At 72.3% G+C, this 25,242-nt stretch carries 25 protein-coding genes; 15 read left to right on the top strand and 10 right to left on the bottom strand.

Annotated elements, in window-relative coordinates:
* Window positions 1-95: 95 nt before the first annotated feature.
* From pheS to ACFVTC_RS12685, 5 genes are all read left to right on the top strand, one after another.
* Window positions 96-1,220, top strand: a complete 1,125-nt coding sequence (gene pheS, locus ACFVTC_RS12705; RefSeq protein WP_390126584.1) for a phenylalanine--tRNA ligase subunit alpha — start codon at window positions 96-98, stop codon at window positions 1,218-1,220.
* Window positions 1,220-3,730 carry a phenylalanine--tRNA ligase subunit beta gene (pheT, locus tag ACFVTC_RS12700; protein WP_390126582.1) on the top strand — a complete coding sequence of 837 codons (2,511 nt, stop codon included), beginning with the start codon at window positions 1,220-1,222 and terminating at the stop codon, window positions 3,728-3,730. The genes pheS and pheT overlap by 1 nt, the downstream gene beginning before the upstream one ends.
* Before the next feature lie 593 nt (window positions 3,731-4,323).
* Window positions 4,324-5,304 (top strand): PP2C family protein-serine/threonine phosphatase, encoded by a 981-nt coding sequence (locus tag ACFVTC_RS12695; protein WP_390126786.1) that lies wholly within the window; start codon window positions 4,324-4,326, stop codon window positions 5,302-5,304.
* A gap of 351 nt (window positions 5,305-5,655) precedes the next feature.
* Window positions 5,656-6,996 (top strand): transcriptional regulator, encoded by a 1,341-nt coding sequence (locus tag ACFVTC_RS12690; protein ID WP_390126581.1) that lies wholly within the window; start codon window positions 5,656-5,658, stop codon window positions 6,994-6,996.
* Between the two features lie 99 nt (window positions 6,997-7,095).
* Entirely contained in the window at window positions 7,096-7,641 is a 546-nt protein-coding gene (locus ACFVTC_RS12685; RefSeq protein ID WP_390126579.1) for an NUDIX hydrolase, read from the top strand.
* Window positions 7,642-7,660: 19 nt separating this feature from the next.
* On the opposite strand, the gene ACFVTC_RS12680 is transcribed toward ACFVTC_RS12685, so the two are convergent.
* From ACFVTC_RS12680 to ACFVTC_RS12670, 3 genes are all read right to left on the bottom strand, one after another.
* Window positions 7,661-7,918: a hypothetical protein gene (locus ACFVTC_RS12680; protein ID WP_153291574.1), complete on the bottom strand. Its 258-nt coding sequence runs from the start codon at window positions 7,916-7,918 to the stop codon at window positions 7,661-7,663.
* Between the two features lie 307 nt (window positions 7,919-8,225).
* Window positions 8,226-8,462: a hypothetical protein gene (locus tag ACFVTC_RS12675; protein WP_390126577.1), complete on the bottom strand. Its 237-nt coding sequence runs from the start codon at window positions 8,460-8,462 to the stop codon at window positions 8,226-8,228.
* A gap of 285 nt (window positions 8,463-8,747) precedes the next feature.
* Window positions 8,748-9,608 carry a 3-hydroxybutyryl-CoA dehydrogenase gene (locus ACFVTC_RS12670; RefSeq protein ID WP_390126576.1) on the bottom strand — a complete coding sequence of 287 codons (861 nt, stop codon included), beginning with the start codon at window positions 9,606-9,608 and terminating at the stop codon, window positions 8,748-8,750.
* A gap of 174 nt (window positions 9,609-9,782) precedes the next feature.
* Here ACFVTC_RS12670 and ACFVTC_RS12665 point away from each other — a divergent pair, with 174 nt between their 5' ends.
* Window positions 9,783-11,042 carry a glycoside hydrolase family 10 protein gene (locus ACFVTC_RS12665; RefSeq protein WP_390126575.1) on the top strand — a complete coding sequence of 420 codons (1,260 nt, stop codon included), beginning with the start codon at window positions 9,783-9,785 and terminating at the stop codon, window positions 11,040-11,042.
* A gap of 36 nt (window positions 11,043-11,078) precedes the next feature.
* Here the strand turns inward: ACFVTC_RS12665 and ACFVTC_RS12660 are convergent, their stop codons facing one another.
* Together ACFVTC_RS12660 and ACFVTC_RS12655 are read right to left on the bottom strand one after the other, a co-directional pair.
* A complete protein-coding gene (locus ACFVTC_RS12660) occupies window positions 11,079-11,273 on the bottom strand; it encodes a DUF1918 domain-containing protein (protein ID WP_168527246.1) in 195 nt (64 codons plus the stop codon).
* A gap of 92 nt (window positions 11,274-11,365) precedes the next feature.
* Entirely contained in the window at window positions 11,366-12,295 is a 930-nt protein-coding gene (locus tag ACFVTC_RS12655) for a DMT family transporter (protein WP_390126574.1), read from the bottom strand.
* Here ACFVTC_RS12655 and ACFVTC_RS12650 point away from each other — a divergent pair.
* From ACFVTC_RS12650 to ACFVTC_RS12640, 3 genes are all read left to right on the top strand, one after another.
* Entirely contained in the window at window positions 12,294-13,730 is a 1,437-nt protein-coding gene (locus ACFVTC_RS12650; RefSeq protein ID WP_390126573.1) for a PLP-dependent aminotransferase family protein, read from the top strand. The two genes, ACFVTC_RS12655 and ACFVTC_RS12650, sit on opposite strands and share 2 nt — an antisense overlap.
* 294 nt (window positions 13,731-14,024) lie before the next feature.
* Entirely contained in the window at window positions 14,025-14,462 is a 438-nt protein-coding gene (locus ACFVTC_RS12645) for a GNAT family N-acetyltransferase (RefSeq protein WP_390126572.1), read from the top strand.
* Window positions 14,463-14,524: 62 nt separating this feature from the next.
* Window positions 14,525-15,109 carry a histidine phosphatase family protein gene (locus tag ACFVTC_RS12640; protein WP_390126571.1) on the top strand — a complete coding sequence of 195 codons (585 nt, stop codon included), beginning with the start codon at window positions 14,525-14,527 and terminating at the stop codon, window positions 15,107-15,109.
* Window positions 15,110-15,152: 43 nt separating this feature from the next.
* On the opposite strand, the gene ACFVTC_RS12635 is transcribed toward ACFVTC_RS12640, so the two are convergent.
* Window positions 15,153-15,602: a DUF6314 family protein gene (locus ACFVTC_RS12635; RefSeq protein WP_390126570.1), complete on the bottom strand. Its 450-nt coding sequence runs from the start codon at window positions 15,600-15,602 to the stop codon at window positions 15,153-15,155.
* 4 nt (window positions 15,603-15,606) lie between these two features.
* Window positions 15,607-16,431, bottom strand: coding sequence for a LysR substrate-binding domain-containing protein (locus ACFVTC_RS12630; RefSeq protein WP_390126569.1), 825 nt, complete (start codon window positions 16,429-16,431; stop codon window positions 15,607-15,609).
* Between the two features lie 58 nt (window positions 16,432-16,489).
* Here ACFVTC_RS12630 and ACFVTC_RS12625 point away from each other — a divergent pair, with 58 nt between their 5' ends.
* The 6 genes from ACFVTC_RS12625 to ACFVTC_RS12600 all read left to right on the top strand — a co-directional run bounded on the left by ACFVTC_RS12625 (window position 16,490) and on the right by ACFVTC_RS12600 (window position 22,036).
* On the top strand, window positions 16,490-16,885 hold the full coding sequence (locus ACFVTC_RS12625; RefSeq protein WP_390126567.1) for a DUF5997 family protein: 396 nt from the start codon (window positions 16,490-16,492) through the stop codon (window positions 16,883-16,885).
* A 325-nt stretch (window positions 16,886-17,210) separates the two neighbouring features.
* The gene (gene argC / locus ACFVTC_RS12620) at window positions 17,211-18,239 is read left to right on the top strand and encodes an N-acetyl-gamma-glutamyl-phosphate reductase (RefSeq protein ID WP_390126566.1); all 1,029 of its coding nucleotides are present in this window, start codon (window positions 17,211-17,213) and stop codon (window positions 18,237-18,239) included.
* The gene (gene argJ / locus ACFVTC_RS12615) at window positions 18,236-19,387 is read left to right on the top strand and encodes a bifunctional glutamate N-acetyltransferase/amino-acid acetyltransferase ArgJ (RefSeq protein WP_390126565.1); all 1,152 of its coding nucleotides are present in this window, start codon (window positions 18,236-18,238) and stop codon (window positions 19,385-19,387) included. Before argC ends, argJ begins: the two co-directional genes overlap by 4 nt.
* Complete coding sequence (gene argB / locus ACFVTC_RS12610; protein ID WP_385087116.1) at window positions 19,384-20,295, top strand: acetylglutamate kinase; 912 nt, start codon at window positions 19,384-19,386, stop codon at window positions 20,293-20,295. Before argJ ends, argB begins: the two co-directional genes overlap by 4 nt.
* Window positions 20,292-21,482: an acetylornithine transaminase gene (locus ACFVTC_RS12605; RefSeq protein WP_390126564.1), complete on the top strand. Its 1,191-nt coding sequence runs from the start codon at window positions 20,292-20,294 to the stop codon at window positions 21,480-21,482. The genes argB and ACFVTC_RS12605 overlap by 4 nt, the downstream gene beginning before the upstream one ends.
* A 17-nt stretch (window positions 21,483-21,499) precedes the next feature.
* The gene (locus ACFVTC_RS12600) at window positions 21,500-22,036 is read left to right on the top strand and encodes an arginine repressor (RefSeq protein ID WP_356280953.1); all 537 of its coding nucleotides are present in this window, start codon (window positions 21,500-21,502) and stop codon (window positions 22,034-22,036) included.
* Between the two features lie 121 nt (window positions 22,037-22,157).
* Here the strand turns inward: ACFVTC_RS12600 and ACFVTC_RS12595 are convergent, their stop codons facing one another.
* Genes ACFVTC_RS12595 through ACFVTC_RS12585 form a run of 3 tightly spaced genes read right to left on the bottom strand, consistent with a single transcriptional unit; the run spans window position 22,158 to window position 25,174 of the window.
* Entirely contained in the window at window positions 22,158-22,895 is a 738-nt protein-coding gene (locus tag ACFVTC_RS12595) for an FAD:protein FMN transferase (RefSeq protein ID WP_390126785.1), read from the bottom strand.
* A gap of 43 nt (window positions 22,896-22,938) precedes the next feature.
* Window positions 22,939-23,775, bottom strand: a complete 837-nt coding sequence (locus ACFVTC_RS12590; RefSeq protein ID WP_390126563.1) for an FMN-binding protein — start codon at window positions 23,773-23,775, stop codon at window positions 22,939-22,941.
* A 19-nt stretch (window positions 23,776-23,794) separates the two neighbouring features.
* A complete protein-coding gene (locus ACFVTC_RS12585) occupies window positions 23,795-25,174 on the bottom strand; it encodes a ferric reductase-like transmembrane domain-containing protein (RefSeq protein WP_390126562.1) in 1,380 nt (459 codons plus the stop codon).
* Window positions 25,175-25,242: the final 68 nt, after the last annotated feature.

Raw genomic sequence — 25,242 nt, 5'->3', positions numbered from 1 at the left:
ATGTTTCAGGGACGATGCGCGTCCTCCGAGTCGAGACGAGTCGAGACGAGTCGGGACGGGGACCATCCGCCAGCCAACCGGAAGCACGGGAAGAGATGTCGGCACCGAATAAGTCGTACGACCCTGTAGAGGTCGAGGCCTTGAAACCGGAAGAGATCGAGCGCATGCGGGACGAGGCGCTCGCCGCCTTCGCCGCCGCCGGTGACCTCGACGCGCTCCAGGAGGCCAAGGTCGCCCACACCGGCGGCACCTCACCGCTGGCCCTCGCCAACCGCGAGATCGGCGCCCTGCCCCCGCACGCCAAGGCCGCCGCCGGCAAGCTCGTCGGCCAGGCCCGCGGCGCTGTGAACAAGGCCCTCGCCGCCCGCCAGACCGAGCTGGAGGCCGAGCGCGACACCCGGGTACTGGTCGAGGAGGCGGTGGACGTCACGCTGCCGTACGACCGGGTACCGGCCGGAGCGCGCCACCCTCTGACCACACTGTCGGAGCGTATCGAGGACGTCTTCGTGGCCATGGGCTACGAGGTCGCCGAGGGCCCCGAGGTCGAGGCGGAGTGGTTCAACTTCGACGCCCTGAACATCGGCCCGGACCACCCGGCGCGCGGTATGCAGGACACCTTCTTCGTGAAGGGCCCCAAGGGCCACGAAGAGGAGTCGAACATCGTGCTGCGCACCCACACCTCGCCGGTGCAGATCCGCTCGATGCTCGACCGCGAGCCCCCGGTCTACGTGATCTGTCCGGGCCGCGTGTACCGCTCGGACGAGCTGGACGCCACGCACACCCCCGTCTTCACCCAGGTCGAGCTGCTGGCCATCGACGAGGGCCTGACCATGGCCGATCTCAAGGGCACCCTCGACCACATGGTCCAGTCGCTCTTCGGCCCGGACATGAAGACCCGGCTGCGCCCGAACTTCTTCCCGTTCACCGAACCGTCCGCCGAGATGGACATGGTGTGCTACGTCTGCCGCGGGGACTCCGTCGGCAACCCCGACCGGCCCTGCCGCACCTGCTCCTCCGAAGGCTGGATCGAGCTCGGCGGCTGCGGCATGGTCAACCCCCGCGTGCTGGTCGCCGCGGGCGTCGACCCCGAGAAGTACAGCGGATTCGCTTTCGGGTTCGGCATCGAGCGGATGCTGATGTTCCGCCACAACGTCGAAGACATGCGAGACATGGTCGAGGGTGACGTCCGGTTCACCCGGCCGTTCGGGATGGAGATCTGATGCGGGTCCCGCTTTCTTGGCTGCGGGAGTACGTCGACCTGCCGGCGACGGAGACCGGGCGCGACGTCCAGGCCAAGCTCATCTCTTCGGGTCTCGAGGTCGAGACCGTCGAGCAGCTCGGCGCGGGCCTCAAGGGCCCCCTCGTCGTCGGCGAGGTGCTGACCATCGAGGAGCTGGAGGGCTTCAAGAAGCCCATCCGGTTCTGCACCGTCGACGTCGGCACCGCCAACGGCACCGGTGAGCCCCAGGAGATCGTCTGCGGCGCCCGCAACTTCGCCGTCGGCGACAAGGTCGTCGTGGTCCTGCCGGGCGCCGTCCTGCCCGGCGACTTCGCGATCGCCGCGCGCAAGACGTACGGCCGGACCTCGCACGGCATGATCTGCTCCGGTGACGAGCTGGGCATGGGCGACGACGGCAGTGGCGGCATCATCGTCCTGCCGCCCGAGCACGAGGTCGGCAGCGACGCCGTCGAGCTCCTGGAGCTGGTCGACGAGGTCCTGGACATCGCCGTCACCGCCAACCGCGGCGACTGCCTGTCGATGCGCGGCGTCGCCCGCGAGACCGCCATCGCGTACGGGCTGCCGCTGCGCGACCCGGCGCTGCTCGACGTACCGGCCCCGAACGCGTTCGGCTACCCGGTGCGGGTCTCCGAGCCGCTCGGCTGCGACCGCTTCACCGCGCGCACCGTGACCGGGCTGTCCTCCGAGGCACGCTCCCCGATCTGGCTGCGGCGCCGGCTGCAGAAGGCCGGGATGCGTCCCGTCTCGCTCGCCGTCGACGTCACCAACTACGTGATGCTGGAGCTCGGCCAGCCTCTGCACGCCTACGACCGCTCCCTCATCCAGGGGACGATCGGCGTGCGCAGGGCGGAGCAGGGCGAGCGCCTCACCACGCTGGACGGCACCAAGCGGGTCCTCGACGCCGAGGACCTGGTGATCACCGACGACCGCGGGCCCATCGGCCTGGCGGGCGTCATGGGCGGTGCCGACACGGAGATCGCCGACCACGAGGACACCACGCGTGCCACCAGCGACGTCGTGATCGAGGCCGCGCACTTCGACCCGGTCTCCATCGCCCGCACCGCACGCCGTCACAAGCTGGCCTCCGAGGCGTCCAAGCGCTTCGAGCGGGGCGTCGACCCGCAGGCATCCTCCGCCGCCGCGCAGCGCACCGTCGACCTGCTGGTCCTCCTGGCCGGCGGCAGCGCCGAGGCCGGGGTCACCGAGGTCATCACGCCGTCCGCGCCGCACACCATCACCGCCCCGGCGAACCACCCGGACAAGGTGGCCGGTGTCGCCTACGGCCGCGAGACCGTCGTACGCCGCCTCCAGCAGGTCGGCTGCGACGTCTACGGGCAGGACGAACTGATCGTCACCGTGCCGTCCTGGCGGCCCGACCTGGTGGCGCCGAACGACCTGGCCGAAGAGGTCATCCGCCTGGAGGGCTACGAGAACCTGCCCTCCACGCTGCCGCGACCCCCCGCCGGCCGCGGTCTGACCGAGCGCCAGCGGCTGCACCGCAGGGTCGGCCGCGCGCTGGCCGGGGCCGGACTCGTCGAGACGCTGAACTACCCGTTCCTCAGCGAGGACGTCTTCGACCAGCTCGGTCTGGCCGCGGACGACCCGAACCGGCGGGTGGTCACACTCGTCAACCCGCTGTCGGACGAGGAGCCGGCGCTCCGTACGACGCTGCTGCCGGGCCTGCTCGGCGCGCTGCGCCGCAACGACGGCCGCGGTTCGCACGACCTGGCGCTGTTCGAGACCGGACTGGTCTTCCACCCCGGTGGGGAGCAGCGCATCGCGTCCCGGCTCCCGGTGGACCGGCGTCCCACGGACGAGGAGATCGCGGCGCTCACCGCCACCCTCCCCGCCCAGCCCCGGCACGTCGCGGTCGTCCTCACGGGCGCCCGCGAGCAGGCCGGCTGGTGGGGCAAGGGCCGCCCGGCCGACTGGGCCGACGCGGTGGAGGCGGCACGGACCGTCGCGCGTGAGGCGGGCGCCGAGCTCGTCGTCCGCGCGGGCCGGTACGGGCCGTGGCACCCGGGCCGCTGCGCCGAGCTGGCTGTCGTGCTCGACGGCGCGGAGCAGGTCATCGGTCACGCGGGTGAGCTGCACCCGCGCGTGCTGAAGGCGCTGAACCTGCCCGGACGCACCTGTGCGATGGAGCTCGACCTCGACCGTCTGGAGGAGGCCGGCGCCGGAGCACTGCAGGCGCCGCGGATCTCCGGGTTCCCGGTCGCCACGCAGGACGTCGCCCTGGTCGTCGACCAAGGCGTTCCGCACGCGGAGGTGGAGGCGGCGCTGCGGGAAGGCGCCGGCGGCCTCCTGGAGTCCATCCGGCTGTTCGACGTCTACGAGAGCGAGCAGCTCGGCGAGGGCAAGAAGTCCCTGGCCTACGCGCTGCGCTTCCGCGCGGCCGACCGGACCCTGACCGTCGACGAGGCGTCGGCGGCCCGTGACGCGGCGGTGGCCCTCGCGGGTGAGCGGGCCGGGGCGGTGCTGCGCGGGTAGCTCCGCGGTTGGAACAGGGGGACTGCGGGTCCTCGGCCGGCCGCGGCTCGTCCGTGGCCGGCCGCGCGGTTCCCCGCGCCCCTTCCGGAGCGCGGGGAACCGCGCGATCGGCCACGACCCACTCGGCCACGACCCACTCGGCCACGACCCACTCGGCCACGACCCACTCGGCCACGACCCACTCGGCCACGACCCACTCGGCCACGACCCACCCGCACCCGACCCGGAAGTGCCGCTCCCGTCACTCACCTCACCTGCATAAATGCATGCGGCCGGGGATGTCTCACTCGTTCGGGTGGGAAGTTCGGGTGATGTGTCCCGATGGGACCATGCGGTCGACAGAATCGGACCGGTCTCACGGAGGCCGTCTGCGCTGTCGGGCCTATTGGGGGGCCATCGGCATGATCCGTATCAAGGCTGGGGCCCCCGGCAGGGCGCGGCTCCGGACACCCGTGCGAGAACAGGATCGGACGGGCGTCGGCCCGCACGGTGACCTCGAGCGGTCGATCCGGCGGGCCGACCGGTCGCCCCTGCGGCGGGCGCTGAGTCTGGGGCTGCCCACCGTCTGGGGCGCGATCGCGATCACGTACAGGATGACCTGTCCGCTGGGCCAGCAGGACGGACTGGGGCCCCGGCTGGTCTCCAGCGCCGTCTTCCTCGTGGTGGGAACGGGGCTGATACTCCACGTCAGGGGGACGCTCCTGCGAGAGCTCCGACAGGTCCGCGAGGTCGCGGGCGCCGCCCAGGACGTGCTGCTGCGCCCGCTGCCCCCGCGCATCGACGGGCTGAACGTCGCCGCGGCCCAGCTCTCCGCGGCCCGTGGCGCGAACATCGGCGGTGATCTCTACGAGGTCATCGCCACCGAGTACGGGGTACGGATCGTCATGGGTGACGTCCGCGGGCACGGCCTCGGCGCGCTCGGGACCGTCGCCGCCGTCCTCGGCAGCTTCCGCGAGGCGGTCCACGACGAGCCCTCGCTCGGGCGCGTGCTCGGACGGCTGGAGCGCGCCCTGGCCCGGCATCTGCGGGAGCGGGCGAAGGCCGAGCACCCCGCGGCGGGCCCGGACCCCGAGAGCCCGGTCGCCGAGGAGTTCGTCACCGTACTGCTGCTGGAGATCCGCCGGGACGGCGAGTTGTACGCGCTGAACTGCGGTCACCCCTGGCCGTATCGGCTGCCCGGCCACGCCGCACCGGCGGCCTGCCACGGCCGTGTCGAGCGGCTTTCGGCCGGCGAACCCCTGCCGCCGCTCGGGCCGTTCCCGCTCCCGGCGGAGCTGCCCCTCGTGCACTGCGGTCACCTGCTGCCGGGCGAGGCGCTGTTCCTGCACACCGACGGCGTGGAGGACGCGCGTGACGGCCACGGCCGGTTCTTCCCGCTGCCGAGCGCGCTGACCGAGGCCGTCCGGATCCGGCCCGCGGCGCCCCAGTTCGTCCTGCACACCGTTCTGAAGGGGCTGCTGCGCCACACGCGCGGCAGACCCGCCGACGACGCGGCCGTCCTGGTCCTGCGCAACGACCGTCCCCGCGCCTCGGTGCAACAGGACCGTCCCGTGGCCCAACGCGTGCCGCACTAGCGGGGTTTGCGGGGACCGCGACCGTGACCAGCCACGAAGCGCGCGCGGCCGACGGGCCGTCACCCCGGCGCGGTACAGCCGACAGAGCCGTCCGCCCCGCCACGGAGTGTCGGGCAGGCGGCTGGGCGGACGGCGCGGTGGCGGGCCGCCGTACTGTACGAGGGGGAGCCGGCGGCCCGGCCGGCCTCTTACGAGGCATTTCAGTCAACCGGCCCGGAACGCTCCGCGACAGCGCGCGCACGGCACGGATACGGGCATTCCGTTCACACCCCGTGTGAAGGGGGCCGTACTACTGTGTCGGCACCGTCCGCACTGCCGACGCCGACGGCACCGAGCCACCCGGGGGGCCTCATGCAGCCCAACACTCTCCTCGACGCCATTCTCGACGAGGCCGGCATCTCGCACGCGGGACTGGCGGCCCATGTCAACCAGGCGGGGAGGGCACGCGGTCTCGCCCTCAGGTACGAACACACGGCCGTGGCACGGTGGTTGAAGGGCCAGCGCCCGCGCGGCCAGGTACCCGACCTGATCTGTGAAGTGCTCGCGGCACGCCTGCACCGGCCCGTGACGCTCGACGACATCGGACTCGGCGTACCGGGCGAGCCGTCCGTTCCGCACGGCACGTCCCTCTCCGGCTTCGTCGAAAGGGCCACCGCCCTGTGGCGCTCCGACGAACAGCAGCGCCCGCACATCCTCGGCGCACCGGCCGTCACCGGCACGCCCGCCGTGATGCCCGTGTGGGAATGGGAGAACCCGCCCGAGGACGTGGACGTCTCGCGGGGCGGACGCCATCACGTGAGCATGGCCGACATCGAGATGCTGCGCTCGGCCCGCGCGCACTACGAGCAGATGTACCGCAAGGCCGGCGGCGTCGCGACCCGCACCCGGATCGTCGGCTTCCTCAACGCCGAGACCGCGCCCCTGCTGCGCGGCAGCTACACCGACGCCACCGGCCGCCAACTGCACCGTGCGACGGGCGGCCTGGTCGCCGTCGCCGGAATCTGCGCCTACGACTCCGACGCGCACGGGCTCGCCCAGCGCTACTTCCACCAGGCGCTGCGGCTGGCCAAGGCCAGCGGGGACCGGGGGCTCGGCGCCTACGTCATAGCGCTGCTGGTCAACCAGTCGCTGTTCATGCGCGAGTACCGGCAGTCCGTCGCCTTCGCGGAGGCCGCGCTGCGCGCCGCCGGACGCCAGATCACCCCCGCGCTCGCCTCCGACCTCTACGCGATGCAGGCCAAGGCGTACGCCCACCTCGGCGACGGCAGCAGCGCGTTGTCCTGCATCCGGCGTGCCGAGCAGGCCGCCGAGCGCATCCGAAGGGGTTACGAGCCGGACGAGACCGGCTATGTCCAGCCCGGCCTGGTCAACGTACAAGTGGCGGAGGCGCTGCTCAGCCTCGGTGACCTGGTGGCCGCGGCCGCGCACGCCGCCGCGGCCGTGGACACCCCGGCGCACGACCGGGGGAGGGTGCACCGGCTCGCCATGCTGAGCCAGATCGAGCTGCGCCAGGGCAATGCCGACAAGGCGGTGGCCACCGCCGTCCAGATGGCCGAGCAGGCGCGCGGAATGGAGTCCCAGCGGCTGCGGGACAGACTGCGCGCGGTGCGGGAACACCTGGTGCGCAGCGGCTGCGCGGGCACGGCCGAGGCGGCCGAACTCATCGACGGAGCACTGCGCGTACCGCTCTAGACCACCGGGCCCGCCCCCGCACCGTGCGCCGCTGTGCGCCTGCTGTCAGGCCGCTTCTGCTGCGATATTGCCATCTACTCAGCGGAAGGTGGCAGAACCGTGCAGTGGACGAAACTGAACGAACAAACTGTGTACGCAAATCGCTGGTTCAGGGTCAATCTCGCAGATGTCGCGTTGCCGGACGGCCGGCATCTCGATCACTTCCTGATACGGCTGCGGCCCGTGGCCGTGGCCACCGTGGTGAACGACGCCAACGAGGTGCTGCTCCTGTGGCGGCACCGGTTCATCACCGACAGCTGGGGGTGGGAACTCGCGGCGGGCGTCGTCGAGGACGGCGAGGACATCGCCGTCGCGGCGGCCCGTGAACTGGAGGAGGAGACCGGCTGGCGACCGGGGCCTCTGCGCCATCTGATGAGCGTCGAGCCCTCCAACGGGCTCACCGACGCCCGGCACCACATCTTCTGGGCCGACGAAGGCGCGTACATCGGACACCCCGTGGACGACTTCGAGTCCGACCGTCGGGAATGGGTTCCCCTCAAGCTCGTCCCCGACATGGTCGCCCGCGGCGAGGTCCCGGCCGCCAACATGGCTGCCGCGCTGCTCCTCCTGCACCACCTCAGGCTCGGGCAGGACTCCTTGCCCTGATCGATCCCCGCGACACGACCTAGTGGCCCAGGGCCTGCCAGACCGCCACGGCGAGCGCGCCCACAGCCGTGATGGCCGCGACCGCGGGCAGTGGCCAGCGGGTGTGTTCCATCGCGACGACGCGTGTGCTCAGGTCGTCCACGTCCTTGGCGGTCTGTTCGGCGCGGTGACTGAGCAGGGTCAGTCCTCCCTCGACGCGGGCCTGCGCCACGTCGAGTCTGCGGCGTAACTCTGCGAGTTCTCCATGGACCACGGGATGCTCCGGGTCGGCGGTCACGTGTCCGCTCCTTTCCGTAGTCGTCACATCCCTTGCATGTGCACGGAAAGTCAACTCGCCTGGTGGGTACGTGGGGAGCGTGTGCGAGCGGCATATGCGGGCCCGGCGCGCACACGGCGTGTGAATGGCGTGGGCCCGGCACCACAACGGGTGCCGGGCCCACGCGCGCACCGGGAACAAGAACGTCCGGGTGAGCGATGCGCACCTCGACGCGGACGGCCGGGGCATCGACACCCTGGCCTCGCACCACTGCTGCGCATCCGGCGTGCCGCCCCGCGTGCCGACGGCCTGCCGTGCGGAGGAACGGCTACTCGCACGGATCCTCGTCCGCGTGCCGCGCCGCCTTCTTCACGGCCACTTCCACGTCGTGCCGACTCTCCCCGGACGTGGCCGCGTGCTCGGCGATCGCCGCCTGTACCCGGTCGGACGCGTGTCGCCAGATCCGCCATTGGTCCTCGTACTCCGCTCCGGAGAGGCCGGCGAGCTTGGCGCGCTCTTCCTCGGCGGTGCGCTCCAGCGGGATCAGGCGTTCGATGTCTGTCACGGGGACGGAGCTTAGGACGGACGGCCGTGAGCCCCCGCCGCGGCGCGCGGGAGGTGATCCCGGTTCCGCGCACGGCGGCCTCGCTCCGTTCGGCGAGGCTGAGGCCGTGTGCGCGGGAGGTGAGTTCCAGGGAGGTGGGTCCGAGGGAGTCGCGTGGGTTGCGGTCGGAACCTCCTCACAACTCCCTTTCCCCTGTGGCGAGTTGCCGAAGGCCGCTCCCCGGACGGTGGGGGAGCGGCCTTCGGTGTGTCATGAGGGGGCTCGCGGCGAGGGTGTTCGCGCGGGTCAGGCGTAGGTGTAGAAGCCCGAGCCGGACTTCCGGCCGAGCCGGCCCGCGTCGACCATGCGCTGGAGCAGCGGGGGCGCGGCGTACAGCGGCTCCTTGTACTCCTCGTACATCGAGTACGCGACCGAGGCCACCGTGTCCAGGCCGATCAGGTCGGAGAGCTTGAGCGGCCCCATCGGGTGGGCGCAGCCCATCTCCATGCCGTTGTCGATGTCCTCACGGCTGGCGATGCCCGACTCGAACATCCGGATCGCGGAGAGCAGATACGGGATCAGCAGCGCGTTGACCACGAAGCCCGAGCGGTCCTGGGCGCGGATCGCGTGCTTGCCGAGGGCCTTCTCGGCGAACAGCTGCGCCCGGCCGAGGGTGCCCTCGGAGGTGGTCAGTGCCGGAATGAGCTCGACGAGCTGCTGCACCGGCGCCGGGTTGAAGAAGTGGATCCCGACGACCTGGTCGGGACGCGAGGTGGCGACGGCGAGCCGGACCAATGGAATCGAGGAGGTGTTCGAAGCAAGGATCGCGTCCTGCCGGGTCACCACCTGGTCGAGCACCTGGAAGATCTCGGTCTTCACCTGCTCGTTCTCGACGACGGCCTCGATCACCAGGTCCCGGTCGGCGAACTCGCCGAGGTCGGTGGTGAAGCTCAGCCGGTCCTGGGTGGCCGCGAGCTCGTCGGCGGAGATCTTCCCGCGCTCGGCCGCCTTGGAGAGGGAGTTGAACAGCCGGGTGCGGCCGATCTCCAGGGCCTCGCCCGTGGTCTCGGCGACCTTGACGTCGAGACCCGCACGGGCGCACACCTCGGCGATGCCCGCTCCCATCTGGCCGCAGCCCACCACTCCGACGCGTTCGATGTCGGTCACATCGTCCCCTTCGCTGATCCACGGGCCTCGCAGGTCCCCCGTTGTCCGGTGCCTGCTCCGATCGTGCACGTTACTCCGAAGTATCGATGATCGATCGCCCGGGGCGGGCATGCTGGGCGACGACGGGACGATCCGTGACCGGGCGGGTCCACAGGGTAAGAGGAGTGTGCGCGGATGGGGCTGCTGTCACGGCGGACGTTCACGGTGGCCACGGCGACGGCGCTCACGGGACCGGTCGCCACGGGCGACTCGGTGGCGAGACCCGTCACAGGGGCCACCCCCGGCCCGCCCGGCCGGCGCCGCGCCCCCGCGGAGCTGCGCGGCATGTGGCTGACGACCGTTCTGAACCGCGACTGGCCCTCGCGGGCCGGGCTCTCCCCGGACCGGCAGCGTGCCGAACTTCTCGGGCACCTCGACACCGCGGTCCGCCGCCGTCTCAACGCCGTGATCTTCCAGGTGCGCCCCGCGGCCGACGCCCTGTGGCCCTCGGCGTACGAGCCGTGGTCGCAGTACCTCACCGGAGTCCAGGGCCGGGACCCCGGCTGGGACCCGCTCGGCACCGCGGTCAGCGAGGCCCACGCGCGGGGTCTGGAACTGCACGCCTGGTTCAACCCGTACCGGATCGCCACGCACACCGACCCGGGCAGGCTGGCGGCGAACCATCCGGCGCGTACGCACCCCGGCTGGGTCGTCCGGTACGGCGGGAAGATGTACTACAACCCCGGACTGCCGGCCGTGCGGACTTTCGTGCAGGACGCGATGCTCGACGCGGTGCGCAAGTACCCGGTCGACGCGGTGCACTGGGACGACTACTTCTATCCGTACCCGGTCGCGGGACAGGTCTTCGACGACGCCGCGGCGTACGCGGCGCACGGCGCGGGCTTCGCGGACCGGGCCGCGTGGCGGCGCGACAACATCGACCGACTGGTGCGGGAGATGGGCACCCGCGTCCGGCAGATCCGCCCCGGCACGCGCTTCGGCATCAGCCCGTTCGGAGTGTGGCGCAACGCCGCGAGCGACCCGCTCGGCTCGGACACCCGGGCCGGCGTGCAGACGTACGACGATCTGCACGCCGACACCAGGAAGTGGGTCCGTGAACACTGGATCGACTACATCTGCCCGCAGGTCTACTGGAATCTCGGCTTCGCGGCCGCCGACTACGCGAAGCTCGTCCCCTGGTGGGCGGCCGTCACCAAGGGCACCGGCGTGCGGCTGTACGTGGGCGAGGCGCTCTACAAGGCCGGGGACCCGGCGCAGCCCGCGGCCTGGCAGGACCCGGCCGAACTCTCCCGGCATCTCACCTTCGCGCGGACGTACCCCCAGGTGGGCGGCCACGTCTACTTCTCCGCCAAGGGAGTCGGCTCCGATCCCCTCGGCGCGATGACGCGGGTCGTCGCCGACCACTACGGGCAGCCTGCGGCTCCCGCGCGGTGAACCACCGCACGGGTGCCGCCGGCCGTCGCGGCGGGACTACCGCATCGGGTCCTTGTGCCGGATCTCGGAGTCGGGGCCGGGTGAGCAGACCGCCTCGTGCCCGTCCGGGAACCGGACGCGATACGGGGGAGTCCCTTCCTTGCCCATGACCTGGGTGATCTCCGCGACCTTGTCGTGCTGTCCGACAACCCTGCCGTGCTGCACGAGCTGGTCGCCCTCGGTTGCGCGCATCTGAGGTCTCCCTCGCCAGTTGCGGGAGTGGTGGACCGTGGCCGTGAGCCCACGGCTGGTGGTGCCGGTCGGTCCCGGCACCGGTGTGCTGCTCAGCCCCGCGCTCGCTGGGTGAGGGCGATGCAGACCAGCACGGCCGCCGCCGTCAGGGGCGCGGCCGGTGTGAGCCGCTCGCCGAGGAGCAGTACCGACCACACCAGTGTGAGCAGCGGCTGGGCGAGCTGCAACTGGCTGGCCTTCGGAACCCCGATCGCCGCCATGCCGCGGTACCAGACGACCAGCCCCAGGAACTGCGACCCGACCGCCACCCACAGCAGCCCCGCCACACTGTGCGCCGACAGCCGCGCGGGCTCGTACGACAGGGCCACCAGCGCGCCCGGCAGCGAGAGCGGCAGACACAGGACCAGTGCCCAGCCGATCACCTGCCAACCGGGCATCGACCGGGCCAGCCGGCCGCCCTCGGTGTAGCCCGCCGCGCAGATCAGCAGCGCGCCGAACAGACAGGCGTCCGCCCTGGTCAGCGCTCCACCGCTCTGCTGCACGGTGAACGCGATCACGGCGGCCGCGCCCGCCAGCGCGGCGCCCCAGAACAGCCGGGAGGGCCGCGCGCCGGTGCGCAGCGACGAGAACAGCGCCGTCGTCAGCGGCAGCAGGCCGACGACCACGGCCGCGTGCGCGGTGGAGGACGTCCGCAGCGCGAGCGTCGTCAGCAACGGGAAGCCCAGCACGACGCCCGCGGCGACCACGGCGAGGCCCGTCCGGTACTCCCGCGCCGGTACGGGCACCCGCAGCGCCAGCAGACAGCCGCCCGCGACGACGGCCGCGAGGGCGCTGCGCACCGCCACCAGGGACCAGGGGCCGAAGCCCTCCAGGCCCCAGGCGGTGGCGGGGAAGGTGAGGGAGAAGGCGGTGACGCCGAGGGCCGCCTGGAGGGTTCCGGAGCGTCGGGAGGCCCGGGTGTCCACCTCGGGGGCGGCGACCGCTATCTCCGACCTCTGGATAGCGCTACTCTGTGCTCTCATGCAACAGAGTAGCAGCGTGGCGGAACTGGCGGAGAAGCTGCGGCAGGAAGTCAACCGCTACTCAACCGGTGGAAAGCTGCCGTCGAGCAGAGCACTCGTGGAGCGGTTCAGGGTGAGCCCGGTGACCGTGTCGCGAGCGCTGGCACAGCTCGCCGCCGAGGGTCTGGTGGTCACCAGGCCCGGCGCCGGCGCCTTCCGGGCACGACCCCGGACCCCCGCCGCACCGGCCGGGGACACCTCCTGGCAGGAGGTCGCGCTGAGCGCGGACGCCGCGGCCGAAGCCGTTCCGCGCACGGTGGACGCCTCCGGAGTCCTGGCCACGCTGGCCGCCCCGCCCGTCGGCGTCATCGAGTTCAACGGTGGCTACCTGCACCCCTCGCTCCAGCCCGAGCGGGCCATGGGCGCGGCCCTGTCCCGGGCGGGCCGCCGCCCCGGCGCCTGGTCCCGGCCCCCGGTGGAGGGGCTCGCGGAGCTGCGCGAGTGGTTCGCTCGCGGGATCGGCGGCGCGATCACCGCCGCGGAGGTGCTCGTCACGGCGGGCGGCCAGTCGGCGCTCACCACCGCCCTGCGCGCGCTCGCCCCGCCCGGCGCACCGGTCCTCGTCGAGTCACCCACCTACCCGGGCATGCTGGCCATCGCCCGCGCGGCCGGACTGCGCCCGGTGCCGGTGCCGATGGACCCCGACGGGGTGAAGCCGGACCTGCTCGCCGACGCCTTCAGAGCCACCGGCGCCCGGGTCTTCGTCTGCCAGCCGCTGTTCCAGAACCCCACCGGCGCCGTGCTCGCCCCGGAGCGCCGGGGCGCGGTGCTGCGGATCGCGCGCGAGGCGGGCGCGTTCGTGGTCGAGGACGACTTCGTACGACGTCTCGTGCACGAGGACGCGGGCCCGCTGCCGCGCCCGCTGGCCGCCGAGGACCCCGACGGTGTCGTGGTGCACGTCGGTTCCCTGACCAAGGCGACCTCGCCCAGCTTCCGGGTCGGCGTGCTGGCCGCGCGCGGACCGGTCCTGGAACGGCTGCGCGCCATCCAGGTCGTCGAGACCTTCTTCGTACCGCGTCCGCTTCAGGAGGCCGCGCTCGAACTCGTCGGGTCACCGGCCTGGCCCCGTCATCTGCGGTCCGTCTCCGCCGAGTTGAGGAACCGGCGGGACACCATGACCGCCGCGCTGCGGCTGCGGCTCCCCGAACTCGCCCTGCCGCACGTCCCGTACGGCGGATACCACCTGTGGCTCCGGCTGCCCGACGGCACCGACGAGTCCGCCCTGGCCGCCGCGGCCCTGCGGGCGGGCGTGGCCGTCACCCCCGGCCGCCCCTACTTCAGCGCCGAACCCCCGGCCGCCCACCTCCGCCTGAGTTTCGCGGCGGTCGCCTGCACGGAGGAGATCACGGAGGGCGTACGACGGCTGCGCACCGCCCGGGACGAGACGCCGCGCTGACCTGTGCCGCCGGGGGCGGGACGCCGCGCTGACCTGTGCCGGCGGGGGCGGGACGCCGCGCCGACCTGTGTTGCCGTGCCGGGACGCCGCGCCGACCTGTGTTGCCGTGCCGGGACGCCGCGCCGACCTGTGTTGCCGTGCCGGGACGCCACGCTTAGCCCGGGGCCGCCGGGGGCGACACCCCGCGCTCGGCCAGGGGCCGCCCCCGACGACGTGCCGCGCGCCCTGCCCCCGCTCCTCGCGCGGGAACGAAAACCGCTCGACCCCGCCGCCCCGGCCTGCGAACCTCCCCGCATGACCGAACCACAACAGCTCCCCGGCGGCTACGAGATCTCCGCCGACCCGGCCCGCATCGACGTCGCCCGCGTGCACCACTGGCTCTCCACGGACGCGTACTGGGCCCTGGGCCTTTCCCGCGAGAAGCAGGAACGCGCGATCGCCGGCTCACTCAACTTCGGGGTGTACGACGGCCCGTCGGGCGAGCAGGTGGCGTACGCCCGAGTGGTCACCGACCGGGCGACCTTCGCCTGGCTCTGCGACGTCTACGTCGCCCCGTCCGTCCGCGGCAAGGGGCTGGGCTCCGCCCTGGTGGCAGCCGTCCGCGACCACCTCGAACCCTTCGGCCTGCGCCGGGTCCTGCTCGCCACGCACGACGCGCACGGCGTCTACGAGAAGCTCGGCTTCAGACCGCTGGACCGCCCTGACCGGTGGATGGCACTCGTACCGCGGTAAGCCCGCGAACACCCTGCGTAGCCCCCCTTGACCTGCGGAGTCCCGCGCTCCACGATCTGCCCATGCATCTTCGGGTCACGTTCGTCGCTGCCGCGCGCAGCTCGTCGCTGCTCGCGGAGCGCTTCGAGGACGACCGGCCGCTGGACCAGGCCGGCTGGGAGGAGGTGCAGCGCGCCGCCCCCGAACTGGTGCCGCTGGCGGCGGCCGAGCTGCGCTACTGCTCACCGACCCCGCGCAGCCGTGCCACCGGTGACGCGCTCGGCTACGCGCCGCTGGTCCAACCCGCGCTGCGCGACTGCGACATGGGCCGCTGGCGCGGGTTCACCCTGGGCGAGGCGATGGCCCGCGAGCCGTCGGCCGTGGACGCCTGGCTCGCCGACCCACGCTCCGCCCCGCACGGCGGCGAGTCCCTGATGTCCTTCATCTCCCGTGTTGGCGGCTGGCTCGACACCCGCCCGGCGGACGACGGCGGCCGGATCATCGCGGTCGCGGAACCCTCCGTGGTGCGGGCCGCGCTCGTCTACGCGCTGCGGGCCCAGCCGACGACGTACTGGAACATCGACGTGCGCCCCCTTTCGACGATGACCCTCGCCGGGCACAACGGCCGCTGGAACCTGCGCCTCGAGGCGTCGGCACAGCGTGGCTAGTGCCGCGGCACCGGCGGGTCCGTCCGTCTTCTCGGCGGCGTTCTCAGCGTGTCCGCGTGTACGCGGTGGTGAGGAGCAGGTCCTTGGCGGGCCCGCCCACCCGCCACCGCGTGCGCCAGCGGTCCGCGTCGGACACCGTGAACTCGCCCCGGTAGAGGTCCGCCGCGCACGGGTGGTCGGCGACGTGCCGGCCGGTGGTCAGGTCCAGGTCGTGGAAGGGGCGGCCGTCGGAGAACCGGACGTCCGCGGTGCCCGCGCGCTGTCCCGGCAGGAACCACAGAGTGCGCTCCGCGGGCCTGGACGTGCCCTGCCAGGTGAAGAGGCCGGACTCGTGATGGAGCAGCCCGTCGCCGCCGTCGTCGAGCGGTGAGAACGCGGTCGTCCCGGTGAAACCGCCCTCCGCGCCGCTCGCGCGGTCCCGTACCGAACGCTCCACCCGCCAGCTCCCGGTCAGGTACGCCAGGACGTCGGCCACCGGCCAGAACTCACTCATGGGCTCAGGACTGCCGGCGGGGCTTGCCCCGCCGACCGTTCTTGGCGCCGCCGCCGGATCCGCCGCGAGAGCCCTTGCCGCCCGTCCGGCCGCCCGCCGTGCCGCCTGCCCTGCCACCCACGGGCTTCTTCCGCCCGCCACCGGCCTCGGGGCGCTTGCTCCTGCCCGCGGCCGAACCCGAACCCGATGCCGAACCCGAAGCGGGCGCCGACGTCTGCGAGCGTCCTCGTGAGCTGTTGACGGTCCGGCCCCGGACGATCCCGATGAAGTCCTCCACCAGCTCGGTGGTCGCCTCCTCGGGCCAGGACAGCGCGACGCGCGACTCGGGGGCGTCCGTGAGCGGCCGGTAGGTGAGGTCCTTGCGGTGGTGCAGGCGCGCGAGCGACTGGGGCACGACGAGCAGCCCGACGCCCGCCGCCACGAGCTCGACGGCGTCCTCCGTGGTGGCGGGACGCTCGAACGCGGGCCGGCCCGGCGGCCGCTCCCAGCCGAGGGTGTCGTCGAGCGGGTGCAGGACGATGTCGTCGGCCAGATCCTCGGCGCTCACCTCGTCGACCGCCGCCACGACGTGATCCCTGGGGACCACGACGACCGTCGTCTCGGTGTAGAGCGGGATCGCGCTGAGGTCCTCGCGGTCGACCGGCAACCGTACGAATCCGGCGTCGGCGCCACGGTCCCGGAGCACGTCGAACGCCTCGGCGGCGGACACCGCGACGAGGGTCAGGGGGACGTCGGGCAGCCGCTCGTTCCAGATCCGCACCCACTTCGTGGGCGTCACTCCCGGGACATAGGCGAGCCGGAACGAAGGAGGTACTTCCGAGCCTGTCACCTCGCCAGGTTATCGGTCGTGGTCGGAGGTCGCGCACACGCTCGATACCCTTGACACCATGACGTCGCACCAGACCACCCAGACCATGAAGCCCGCCACCGCGGCGAAGAAGCTGGGTGTGTACCTCGAAGCCACCCCCGCCGAGTTCCAGGAGGGCGTCGTCTCGCGCGCCGAGCTGAACGCGCTGCAGACCGACCCGCCCGCGTGGCTGCAGGAACTGCGACGCAACGGCCCGCACCCCCGGCCCGTGGTCGCCGCGCGGCTGGGGATCTCCATCGCCGGGCTCGCGCGCGGCGGGGTCACCGAGCCCCTCACCACGGAGCAGATCGACGCGCTGAAGCAGGACGACCCCGGGTGGCTGCGCCGGGAGCGCGCCACCCAGGCCGAGGTCCGCAAGGAGGAGGAGCGCATCAAGGAGCGGAACGCGCAGCGCGCGGCCCAGCCCCGCGACTGACGCTCCTGACCTCAGCCACCTCCCGAGCCCCGCTTCCCGCCTCCCTGTCTTCGTTCCCCGGACAGGGAACCACCAGGCCACCCGTGCCGCGGCCTACGCTGTGCGCATGGGTGGGACCGCGTGGCGGATGACCGTACAGAGCCCCGCGCGCGTCCGATGACCGCCGATCCGGGGTCCGCCGACGCTGCCGAACTCCACGCGCACGTCGCGCACCGCGCACCTCGCATACGCCGCCGACCTGTGACCCGCGTCGTGGTCCCCCCATGACCTCGTTGCATAAACGTGCATGGAAACGTATAGTCATGCCATCTAGGAGGAGGGTTCCATGGCGGTACGCGCAGCAGTGGCGGGAGCGAGTGGGTACGCGGGCGGCGAGGCGCTGCGCCTGCTCCTGGCGCACCCCGAGATCGAGATCGGCGCCCTGACCGGCGACTCCAACGCGGGCCGGCGCCTCGGCGCGCTCCAGCCGCATCTGCTGCCGCTCGCCGACCGCGTCCTGGAGCGGACGACCGCCGAAGTACTGGCCGGGCACGACGTCGTGTTCCTCGCCCTGCCCCACGGGCAGTCCGCGGCCGTCGCCGAGCAGCTCGGACCGGACGTCCTCGTCGTCGACATGGGCGCCGACTTCCGGCTCGTGAACCCGGCCGACTGGGAGCGGTTCTACGGCTCGCCGCACGCCGGCACCTGGCCCTACGGCCTTCCCGAACTGCCGGGTGGCCGCGCCGCGCTGGAGGGGTCCAAGCGCATCGCGGTACCCGGCTGCTATCCCACGGCCGTCTCCCTCGCGCTCTTCCCGGCCTACGCGGCCGGACTCGCCGAGCCCGAGGCCGTGATCGTCGCCGCCTCCGGGACCTCCGGCGCGGGCAAGGCCGCCAAGCCCCATCTGCTCGGCAGCGAGGTCATGGGCTCCATGTCCCCGTACGGCGTCGGCGGCGGCCACCGGCACACCCCCGAGATGATCCAGAACCTGAGCGCAGCCGCGGGCGAACCCGTCGCCGTCTCCTTCACCCCGACCCTCGCCCCGATGCCCCGCGGCATCCTCGCCACGTGCAGCGCCCGGGCCAGGGCCGGGGTCACCGCCGAGTCCGTACGGGCCGCGTACGAGAAGGCGCTCGCGGACGAGCCGTTCGTCCACCTGCTGCCCGCGGGGCAGTGGCCCGCCACCGCGTCCGTCTACGGTTCCAACGCTGTTCAGATCCAGGTCGCACACGACGAAGCCACGCACCGCATCATCGCGATCAGCGCCGTCGACAACCTGACCAAGGGCACGGCCGGCGGGGCCGTCCAGAGCATGAACATCGCCCTCGGGCTCCCCGAGGAGCTGGGTCTCACCACGATCGGAGTGGCACCGTGAGCGTCACCGCCGCCAAGGGCTTCACCGCCTCCGGCATCGCCGCAGGCATCAAGGGGAACGGCAACCCGGACCTGGCCCTCGTGGTCAACAACGGGCCCCGTCTGGCCGCCGCGGGCGTCTTCACCTCCAACCGCGTGAAGGCCGCGCCGGTGCTGTGGTCCGAGCAGGTCCTCAAGGGCGGTCAGGTCTCCGCCGTCGTCCTCAACTCCGGCGGCGCCAACGCCTGTACGGGCCCCAAGGGCTTCCAGGACACCCACGCCACCGCGGAGAAGGCCGCCGCGGTGCTGGACCTCGACGCCGGCGAGGTCGCGGTGGCCTCCACCGGGCTCATCGGCGTCCTCCTGCCCATGGACAAACTGCTGGCCGGCGTGGAGACGGCCGCGGCCCAGCTCGGCCCGCACGGCGGCGAGAAGGCCGCCATCGCCATCAAGACCACCGACACCGTGCACAAGACGTCGGTGCGCACCGGCGACGGCTGGACCGTGGGCGGCATGGCCAAGGGCGCGGGCATGCTCGCACCGGGCCTCGCCACCATGCTCGTCGTCCTCACCACGGACGCGGACGTGGACACCGCGACCCTCGACAGCGCCCTGCGCGCCGCCACCCGCACCACCTTCGACCGGGTCGACTCCGACGGCTGCATGTCGACCAACGACACCGTGCTGCTGCTCGCCTCCGGCGCCTCGGAGGTCACCCCCGACCCGGCGGAGTTCGCCGAGGCGGTGCGAGCGGTCTGCGACGACCTCGGACAGCAGCTCATCCGGGACGCCGAGGGCGCCAGCAAGGACATCAAGGTCGAGGTCGTGGGCGCCGCGACCGAGGAGGACGCCGTCGAGGTGGGGCGTTCCATCGCCCGCAACAACCTCCTCAAGTGCGCGATCCACGGTGAGGACCCCAACTGGGGACGCGTCCTGTCCGCCATCGGCACCACCGGGGCCGCCTTCGAGCCGGACCAGCTGAACGTCGCCATCAACGGCGTGTGGGTCTGCAAGAACGGCGGCGTCGGCGAGGACCGCGAACTCGTCGACATGCGCTACCGCGAGGTCCACATCGTCGCCGACCTCGCCGCGGGCGCCGCCACCGCGACCATCTGGACCAACGACCTCACCGCCGACTACGTCCACGAGAACAGCGCCTACTCCTCATGAGCCATATGACGCGGAAGCACACCGCACTCCCCAAGGCCCAGATCCTCATCGAGGCGCTGCCCTGGCTGACCCGCCACCGCGGCAAGACCGTCGTCATCAAGTTCGGCGGCAACGCCATGATCGACGAGGAACTGAAGGCCGCCTTCGCGCAGGACGTCGTCTTCCTGCACCACGCGGGGCTCAAGCCCGTCGTCGTGCACGGCGGCGGCCCGCAGATCAGCGCACAGCTCGACCGGCACGGCATCGTCAGCGAGTTCAAGGCGGGCCTCAGGGTGACCACCGAGGACGCCATGGACGTCGTACGGATGGTGCTGGCCGGACAGGTCCAGCGCGAGCTCGTCGGACTGCTCAACCAGCACGGACCCCTCGCCGTCGGCATGACCGGCGAGGACGCGCACACCATCACCGCCACCAAGCATCTGCCCGAGATCGACGGCGAACTGGTCGACATCGGCCGGGTCGGCGAGATCACCGCCATCGACACGGGTGCCATCGAGGCGCTGCTCGTCGACGGCCGGATCCCGGTCGTCTCCTCGATCGCCCGCTCCCAGGACGACGGACATGTCTACAACGTCAATGCTGATACGGCGGCTGCGGCACTCGCTGCGGCACTTGGCGCCGAAACCCTCATGGTCCTCACGGACGTCGAGGGCCTCTACGAGGACTGGCCCCACAGCGACGAGGTGATCAGCCGGCTGACCGCCTCCGAACTGGAGAAGCTGCTGCCCGAACTGGCCAGCGGCATGGTGCCGAAGATGCGGGGCTGTCTGCACGCCGTGCGCAACGGCGTCACCACGGCCCGCGTCATCGACGGCCGGGTCCAGCACTCGATCCTGCTGGAGATCTTCACCGACGAGGGGATCGGCACGATGGTCGTGCCGGACGCGCAGGAGGGGGACGCCGTATGACCGCCAACCAGGAACTGACCCAGCGGTGGCAGGGCGCGCTCATGGACAACTACGGCACCCCGCGGCTGCCCCTGGTCCGAGGCGCGGGCACCCGGCTGTGGGACGCGGACGGGAACGAGTACCTCGACTTCGTCGGCGGGATCGCGGTCAACGCGCTCGGCCACGCCCACCCGGCGATCGTCGAGGCCGTCAGCACGCAGATCGCCTCGCTCGGCCATGTCTCCAACCTCTTCGTCGCCGAGCCGCCCGTCGCGCTCGCCGAACGGCTGCTCCAGCTCTTCGGCCGCGACGGCAGGGTGTACTTCTGCAACTCGGGCGCCGAGGCCAACGAGGGCGCCTTCAAGATCGGTCGGCTGACCGGCCGCGGCCACATGGTGGCCACCCAGGGCGGTTTCCACGGCCGGACCATGGGCGCCCTCGCGCTCACCGGCCAGCCCGGCAAGCGGGAGCCCTTCCTGCCGCTGCCCGGTGACGTCACCCACGTTCCGTACGGCGACGCCCAGGCGCTGGCCGCGGCCGTCACCGACGACACGGCGCTCGTCGTCATCGAGCCGATCCAGGGCGAGAACGGTGTGGTCGTGCCACCGGCCGGCTACCTGAAGGCGGCCCGCGCGATCACCGCCGCCACCGGTTCGCTGCTGGTCCTCGACGAGGTGCAGACCGGAATCGGTCGCACCGGCCACTGGTTCGAGTACCAGGCGCACGAGGGCGTCCTGCCGGACATCGTCACGCTCGCCAAGGGCCTCGGCGGCGGACTGCCCCTTGGTGCGACCGTCGCGTTCGGCCGGGCCGCCGGCTTGCTGGGACCCGGCGGGCACGGGACGACCTTCGGCGGCAACCCGGTCGTCTGCGCCGCCGGACTCGCCGTTCTCGACACCATCGCGTCCGAGGGGCTCCTCGAGAACGTGAAGCGTACGAGCGCACGGCTGCGGGACGGGATCGAGTCACTCGGGCACCCGCTGGTCGACCACGTCCGGGGCGCCGGACTGCTCCTGGGTATCGTGCTCACCGAGCCGCTCGCGCCCCAGGTGCAGCAGGCGGCTCAGGACGCCGGTCTCCTGGTGAACGCGCCCGCCCCCGATGTCGTACGGCTGATGCCCCCGCTGAACCTGAGCGACGACGAGGTGGACGTCCTGCTCGGAGCCCTTCCCGGCGTCCTCGACGCAGTCAACGGGGATGGATCCTGAGAAATGGGACGACGACGATGAGTCAGGCGCAGGACCACGAGCATGCCGGGCCTGCCGTGCCGCAGACCCGTACCGCACGCCACCGCCGGATCGTGGACATTCTCAACCGGCAACCGGTGCGCTCGCAGAGCCAGTTGGCGAAGCTCCTCGCCGACGACGGGCTGAACGTCACCCAGGCGACGCTCTCCCGGGACCTGGACGAGCTGAACGCGGTGAAGATCCGCAACAACGACGGCGACCTCATCTACGCGGTACCGAGCGAGGGCGGCTTCCGCACCCCGCGCGTGCCCCTGGGGGAGTCGGCGAAGGAGGAGCGGATGCGCCGGCTCTCCTCGGAACTGCTGATCTCCGCGGAGGCGTCCGCGAACCTCGTGGTCCTGCGCACCCCTCCGGGGGCCGCGCAGTTCCTCGCCTCGGCGATCGACCAGGCGGAGCTGCACGACATCCTCGGGACGATCGCCGGCGACGACACACTGTTGCTGATCAGCCGGGACGCGACGGGTGGGCAGGCGCTGGCCGACCATCTGCTGCGGCTGGCGCAGAACGACCACTGAGGAGTACGGGCGGGGCGGGGCAACCCCCATCGGGGTGCCCCGCCCCGCCCGTATGTCCGTCGGCCGCGGGCCGCACGGGCCGGCCGCGCAGCTCCCCGCGTCGCTGACGGGGCCGCTCCGGTCATCCCAGACGCTGGGCGAGACCACCGGTGCACCGCACCTCGTCGCCCGCCGTGATGAGGAGGGCCTCGATGTCCGGAAGGGACTCCAGCCAGCTCAGGGCCTCCCGGGAACCCATCGCGAAGGCGGCCGTCGCCCAGGCGTCCACCCAGGTCAGGCGAGGACCCACCACGGTCACGGCGACCAGGTCGGTGACCGCGGAGCGGCCGGTGCTCGGGTCGACGATGTGGGCGCCGCGCTCGGCGGTCCCGGAGGTGGCCACCGCCAGCTCGTCCACACCGGCGGCGGAGACCACGGCCGCGAGCCCACCGGGACGCAGCGGATCCGAGACGCCGACCCGCCAGGGACGGTGGGTACCGGGAACGCCGAACAACTGGACGTCACCGCCCCCGTTCACACTCACCCCGCTCGCGCCGGCCGCCGCCATGCGCCGGGCCGCACGCTCGGTCGCCCAGCCCTTCACCAGGCCGGTCGGGTCGAGCTGTCCCCCGTACCTCGTGCTGAACCAGCCCGCGCTCAGCCGCTCCGCCTCGGCGCACAGGTCCAGCACCTCGCCGACCTCCGGATGGCACTCCTCGACACTCAGCTCACCACGTGCCAGACGGGAGAGCTGACTGTCCTCGCGGTAGGTGCTGAACACCTCGTCCACCTTGTGGAGTTCGGCCACCGCCTCATCCAACGCGGCCCGGACGCGATCGGGTTCTCCGCCGCGCACGTCGAACGAGAAGACGGTACCCATGACTTCTTCCGCGTGCCGCAGCGCGTGCGGCTCCTGGGAGGGGTCAGCCACCGGCCTTGTCCAGGGCCGACTGCAGGGACTGCTTGTATCCCGTGCTGGTGTAGGTCGCACCGGACACGGCGTCGATGTCGGCACTTCCGGCCGCGACGGCCTCCTGGTTGAGCTTGGGAACGGCCATCGCGGTCTTCTGGTCGCTCAGACCGCCCTTGGGCGCCTGGACGGCCTCGGCCTTGGTGATCTTGCCGCCGCTGACAGTGACACGGACCTGGACGGCGCCGTACTGGGTCTGCGCCACGCTTCCGGTGACGGTGCGGGCCTGCGCCGCGGGAGCCTGGGGCGCCGCGGAGGAACCGGATGAGCCCGCCGATCCCGCGGCACCGGTGGAGCCCGCCGACCCCGACGCCCCGCCGCCCTGGGCCTTCGCCTTGTCGAGCGCCGACTGCAGCGACTTCTTGTACCCGGCGCTCGTGTACGTGGCACCGGACACGGCGTCGATGTCGGCGCTGCCCGCGGCGACGGCCTCCTGGTTGAGCCTGGGCACCGAGCTGTTGCTCACCTCGGTACTGCGGCCACCGCTCGGGATCTGGACGACCTCGGACTTGGTGATCTTGCCGCCGCTGACGGTGACACGGACCTGGACAGGGCCGTACTGGGTCTGCGCGACGTCGCCGGTGACGGTCCGGGCACCCGAGGACGACTGCTGCGCGCTGCCGCCCTGGGGCGACTCCTGCGCCGCGGCCGACTGCTGCGGTGCCGCCGCGCCCTGCGCCGACGCGGACGCCGGATCGGAGGCGGGCTTCAGCGACAGCAGCAGGACGATCCCGGACACGGTGGCGGCGCCGGCCAGCACGGCACGTCGAATGGGGTGGCTCTTCTTCATCGCTCCTGACTCCCGTCGCTCACATCTCGAACGACTCGTGATGGATGCGGCGGGCGGGAACCCCCGCGCCGCGCAGTGCCTCGTAGACCTGCTGCGCGAAGCCGGGCGGCCCGCACATGAAGACGTCGTGGCGGTCGATGTCGGGAAGCTTCCGGCTCAGGGTCTCCGCCGAGATGTCCGGGCGCTCCCCCTCGGGACTGTTCACCGCGTACATCAGCCGGGCCCCGCGCTCCTCGGCGATCGAGGCCAGCTCGTCCCACAGGGCCAGGTCCTGCGTGGTGTTGGCCCGGTAGAGCAGGGTCAGATCGCCGGCCGAGCCGGGCAGTGTCTCGAACAGCGCCCGCATCGGCGTGATGCCGACACCGCCGGCCACCAGCAGGACCTTGCCGCGGCTGCGCTTCGCCGCCGTCAGCGCCCCGTAGGGGCCCTCGGCCCAGACCCGGGTGCCGGGCCGCAGGTCGCGCAGCGCGGAGCTGTGGTCGCCGATCGCCTTCACCGTGATGCGCAGCATGGTGGGGCGCGGCGCCGCCGACAGCGAGTACGGGTGCGAGCTGAGCCGCATGCCCGGTGCCAGGAAGCGCCAGCGGAAGAACTGCCCGGCCTCGGCACCCATGCGGTGCAGTTTCCGGCCGCTGATCAGTACCGAGACGATGCCGGGGGTCTCCTCGACGACCGCCTCGACCCGCATCCGGTGCTTCAGGTTCAGCCGGATCGGGGCGAGGATCCGGTACCACAGCACCAGCGCCGTCACCGACCCGTACAGCCCGTACCAGACGGTCTTCGCGGTCGGCTCGACGGCGAACTCGTTGCCCGTGGACAACTGGTGCCAGAACGTCAGGAAGACGGCGGCGTAGGTGAGCAGGTGGATGTGGTACCAGGTGTCGTATCCCATCCTGCGGCGCACCGGGCCGATGGACAGCAGACCGATGAGGAACAGCAGACCGGTGCCGATCGCCGCCTTGCCCATGTCGGGCAGCTGGTCGATCGAGTCGATGGTCTGCTGGACGATGTCGCCGAAGCTCTTGCCCGCCTGCAGCGCGTAGCCCCACATGATCAGGACGAGGTGGGCGAGGACCAGACAGATCGTGTACCGGCCGCTCATCGCGTGCCAGCGCGCTACGCGGTCCGAGCCCACCCGGCGCTCCAGGGCGGGCACCCGGGCCATCTGCAGTACCACCAGGGCCATCAAGTACCCGGCGAGCAGCCCCGTGATGCGGCCCGCGTTGAGGATCTTGCTGTTGTCGTCCGCGATGGACGGGGTGTTGCTCCACCACAGCCAGATGACCCCGGCCGCGCCCGCCCAGACGGCGAGCAGCAGGGGGACGGCGGGGGAGCGTCGTGGGCGGATTCGGCGCAGCGTCTGGCGCCGCGCGGCGCGGCCACCGGCGATCGTGGACAACGGTTCCTCCGTGGGCGTCCGTTGGGGACGGGGTGAGGGGAGGGGTCCCCTGGCCCAGAGATACGGCC

This window comes from Streptomyces sp. NPDC057950 (genome assembly GCF_042887295.1).
GTDB classification, from domain to species: domain Bacteria; phylum Actinomycetota; class Actinomycetes; order Streptomycetales; family Streptomycetaceae; genus Streptomyces; species Streptomyces kaempferi.
This window is presented reverse-complemented; position numbering and strand designations above follow the sequence as displayed.

Excerpts from the sequence above, each read along its gene's own strand:
- ACFVTC_RS12665 (WP_390126575.1), top strand. The coding sequence starts at position 9,783 with ATGGGGCTGCTGTCACGGCGGACGTTCACGGTGGCCACGGCGACGGCG.
- ACFVTC_RS12640 (WP_390126571.1), top strand. The coding sequence starts at position 14,525 with ATGCATCTTCGGGTCACGTTCGTCGCTGCCGCGCGCAGCTCGTCGCTG.
- ACFVTC_RS12635 (WP_390126570.1), bottom strand. The coding sequence starts at position 15,602 with ATGAGTGAGTTCTGGCCGGTGGCCGACGTCCTGGCGTACCTGACCGGG.
- ACFVTC_RS12695 (WP_390126786.1), top strand. The coding sequence starts at position 4,324 with ATGACCTGTCCGCTGGGCCAGCAGGACGGACTGGGGCCCCGGCTGGTC.
- pheT (WP_390126582.1), top strand. The coding sequence starts at position 1,220 with ATGCGGGTCCCGCTTTCTTGGCTGCGGGAGTACGTCGACCTGCCGGCG.
- argB (WP_385087116.1), top strand. The coding sequence starts at position 19,384 with ATGAGCCATATGACGCGGAAGCACACCGCACTCCCCAAGGCCCAGATC.
- ACFVTC_RS12595 (WP_390126785.1), bottom strand. The coding sequence starts at position 22,895 with ATGGGTACCGTCTTCTCGTTCGACGTGCGCGGCGGAGAACCCGATCGC.
- ACFVTC_RS12625 (WP_390126567.1), top strand. The coding sequence starts at position 16,490 with ATGACGTCGCACCAGACCACCCAGACCATGAAGCCCGCCACCGCGGCG.
- pheS (WP_390126584.1), top strand. The coding sequence starts at position 96 with ATGTCGGCACCGAATAAGTCGTACGACCCTGTAGAGGTCGAGGCCTTG.
- ACFVTC_RS12650 (WP_390126573.1), top strand. The coding sequence starts at position 12,294 with ATGCAACAGAGTAGCAGCGTGGCGGAACTGGCGGAGAAGCTGCGGCAG.
- ACFVTC_RS12660 (WP_168527246.1), bottom strand. The coding sequence starts at position 11,273 with ATGCGCGCAACCGAGGGCGACCAGCTCGTGCAGCACGGCAGGGTTGTC.
- ACFVTC_RS12590 (WP_390126563.1), bottom strand. The coding sequence starts at position 23,775 with ATGAAGAAGAGCCACCCCATTCGACGTGCCGTGCTGGCCGGCGCCGCC.
- ACFVTC_RS12655 (WP_390126574.1), bottom strand. The coding sequence starts at position 12,295 with ATGAGAGCACAGAGTAGCGCTATCCAGAGGTCGGAGATAGCGGTCGCC.
- ACFVTC_RS12605 (WP_390126564.1), top strand. The coding sequence starts at position 20,292 with ATGACCGCCAACCAGGAACTGACCCAGCGGTGGCAGGGCGCGCTCATG.
- ACFVTC_RS12690 (WP_390126581.1), top strand. The coding sequence starts at position 5,656 with ATGCAGCCCAACACTCTCCTCGACGCCATTCTCGACGAGGCCGGCATC.
- argC (WP_390126566.1), top strand. The coding sequence starts at position 17,211 with ATGGCGGTACGCGCAGCAGTGGCGGGAGCGAGTGGGTACGCGGGCGGC.
- ACFVTC_RS12645 (WP_390126572.1), top strand. The coding sequence starts at position 14,025 with ATGACCGAACCACAACAGCTCCCCGGCGGCTACGAGATCTCCGCCGAC.
- ACFVTC_RS12600 (WP_356280953.1), top strand. The coding sequence starts at position 21,500 with ATGAGTCAGGCGCAGGACCACGAGCATGCCGGGCCTGCCGTGCCGCAG.